The sequence below is a fragment of the Synechococcus sp. R55.7 genome, from assembly GCF_047461955.1.
Taxonomy (GTDB): Bacteria; Cyanobacteriota; Cyanobacteriia; order Thermostichales; family Thermostichaceae; genus Thermostichus.
This window is the reverse complement of record NZ_JANSIC010000063.1, coordinates 9,597-12,300: the sequence shown is the minus strand read 5'-3', so window position 1 is coordinate 12,300 and position 2,704 is coordinate 9,597. Positions and strand designations below refer to the sequence as shown.

The following is a 2,704-nucleotide window of genomic DNA, read 5'->3' as shown; positions in this document are numbered from 1 at the left end:
GGTCGAGATACCGACTCCTCTGCCAAGTCGTTCTGTGACGCGGGGCAGGAATGCCCAATGGCAAGGTTGGGAGGCCCAAGCTCTATTGGCTAGAGTGAGGGCGGGGGGATGTTACAAGGAAAGCTTCTGGAATAGATGAGCCACCGGCAGGGCAAATCCTGGAATAACCTCTTCACCTTCTAGAAGATCAACCGATTTCAGGAGGCGGTCAGGCTCTTGAGAGCTGCGATACACCAGGACGTAGTGCTCGCTGGGGTGAACCAGCCAAACCAGGCGGCTGCCATTTTCAAAGTACTCCACCAGCTTGTCATGAATTTCTTCAACCGTATTGCGGGGGGAAAGCACTTCAACAGCCAGATCTGGAGCGCCTTCCAAAAATCCTGTGGGCAGTTCAGCCATGCCCTGCAAGCGTTCTTTAGCAAAAAAAGAGATGTCAGGGGAGCGCCAATTTCCACTCTTCATCTTAAAAGCAGTGCTGGAATCTAAAACGATCCCCAGCTTGTTGGACAAAACGTAGGGGGTCAAAGCTGCCAATAGGAGGCTGCAGACATAACCATGGAGTGCCCCCGCGCTTCCCATATCAATTGGCTTCCCATCAACAATCTCGTAGCGATGTCCCTCCCTGGACAACGCCATGAATTCTTCGGCTGTCCAAGCTCTTTTTCCCTGAGTTGGCACAGCTCCGACGGTCATCTGCAAACTCCTTGCTGCTCCTTCGACACCGCAAGCCAAGCCCGCAGGGATCCCCCAGCGGCTTTTCCTCGAGGGGGGACGCCAAAGGCTAAAATAGCCTAGCTCATCCTACTGTACCGACGGAAAAGGCACCTTGATCGAGCGCTACACTCTGCCCGAAATGGGCCAGATTTGGTCCACTGCCCACAAGCTCCAGACCTGGCTGCAGGTGGAGCTGGCTGTCTGTGAAGCGCAAGCGGAGCTGGGGCGGATCCCGCAAGAAGCCCTGCAGGAGATCAGAGCCAAAGCCACCTTTGACCCGGCGCGGGTTTTGGAAATTGAGGCGGAAGTGAAGCACGATGTTATTGCCTTCTTAACCAACCTCAACGAGCACGTGGGCGAGGCAGGGCGCTACATCCACCTGGGCCTGACCAGCTCGGACGTGTTGGATACCGCTCTGGCCCTGCAGCTTGTGGCCTCGGTGGAGATCTTGCAAGCTCGCCTGGCCGACCTCATCGCTGCTATCCGCGACCAAGCTCGGCAGCACCGCTACACCCTCATGATCGGCCGCACCCACGGTGTTCACGCCGAGCCGATTACCTTTGGCTTTAAGCTGGCAGGGTGGCTGGCCGAGTGCCTGCGCCACCAAGAGCGCCTAGCTCGCCTGCGGGAAGTGGTGGCGGTGGGCAAGATCTCTGGCGCCGTGGGCACCTACGCCAACGTGCCTCCCCAGGTGGAGCAGTTGGCCTGCGCTCGCCTGGGCCTGAAGCCCGATACAGCCTCGACACAGGTAATCTCGCGGGATCGCCACGCTGAATACGTGCAAACCTTGGCTCTGATTGGCTCTTCCCTAGAGCGCTTTGCTACTGAAATCCGCCACCTGCAGCGAACAGAGGTACTGGAGGCTGAGGAGTACTTTGCCCCCGGCCAAAAGGGATCCTCTGCTATGCCCCACAAGCGCAACCCCATCAAGGCGGAACAACTGACGGGGCTGGCCCGTCTCCTGCGCGGGTATGCCGTCTCGGCCCTAGAAAACATTCCCCTTTGGCATGAGCGGGACATCTCCCACAGCTCCGTAGAGCGGGTCATCCTGCCGGATGCCTCCATCCTCTGCCACTATCTGTTGGTCAACATGGCGGAGCTGGTGGGCCAGCTGCAGGTTCACGCTCGCAACATGGAGCGCAACCTCAACCTCTACGGCGGCGTCATCTTCAGCCAGCAGGTGCTGCTGGCTTTGGTGGAGAAGGGCCTTAGCCGCGAGGAAGCCTACCGCCTGGTGCAGGAAAATGCTCACCGCGCCTGGAACCAGCCCGGCGGGGATTTCCGCGCCAATCTGCTGGCGGATCCCCGGGTGATGGCTCACCTCAGCGAGGCGGAACTGCAGGCTTGTTTTGATCCGCGGCGCCACCTAACCCATTTGGACGAGATCTTTGCCCGCCTGGGCATTTGAGGATCCCCTATGGTTTGGCAGCGGCAACATGTCCTGGGCTTGGCGGACTTTACCCCCGAAGAATATCAAATCGTTTTGCAAACCGCTGCCAGTTTCCAGGAGGTGTTGACGCGGCGGTTGCCCAAGGTGCCCACCTTGCAGGGGAAGGTGGTGGTGACGCTGTTCTTCGAGCCTTCCACCCGCACTCGTTCCAGTTTTGAGCTGGCGGCCAAGCGCCTTTCGGCCGATGTGCTTAACTTTTCCCCTGGCACTTCTTCCTTGGGCAAGGGGGAGACGCTTTTGGATACGGCCCGCACCTTTCTGGCCATGGGATCCGATCTCTTGATCGTTCGCCATGCCCAGGCAGGGGTGCCCCAACAATTAGCTGCCGAGATCGACCGCCGTGGATCCCCTGTGGGCGTTCTCAATGCTGGGGATGGCCTGCACGAACATCCCACCCAAGGTTTGCTGGATTTGTTTACCCTCTGCAGCCATCTGGATCCCCGGCGTCCCCGCCTGGAGTTGCTGCAAGGGATCAAAATTGCCATTGTCGGCGATATTCTCCACTCGCGGGTGGCCCGCTCCGATATCTATGCCTTGGTG

2 protein-coding genes and 1 pseudogene are annotated in these 2,704 nt (G+C 58.9%); 2 read left to right on the top strand and 1 reads right to left on the bottom strand.

Translation table 11 applies throughout. The annotated features are described in order from the left end of the window. Positions 1-111: 111 nt before the first annotated feature. Entirely contained in the window at positions 112-693 is a 582-nt protein-coding gene (locus tag NW820_RS05020) for a Uma2 family endonuclease (protein ID WP_011430559.1), read from the bottom strand. 133 nt (positions 694-826) lie between these two features. Here NW820_RS05020 and purB point away from each other — a divergent pair, with 133 nt between their 5' ends. Beyond that, a complete protein-coding gene (purB, locus tag NW820_RS05015; protein WP_414406854.1) occupies positions 827-2,122 on the top strand; it encodes an adenylosuccinate lyase in 1,296 nt (431 codons plus the stop codon). A gap of 9 nt (positions 2,123-2,131) precedes the next feature. After that, positions 2,132-2,704 (top strand): annotated as a pseudogene (locus NW820_RS05010) (aspartate carbamoyltransferase); the annotation flags it as partial.

Bases quoted from the DNA above. Each gene is read 5' to 3' on its own strand.
- NW820_RS05020 (WP_011430559.1), bottom strand. From the start codon at position 693: ATGACCGTCGGAGCTGTGCCAACTCAGGGAAAAAGAGCTTGGACAGCC.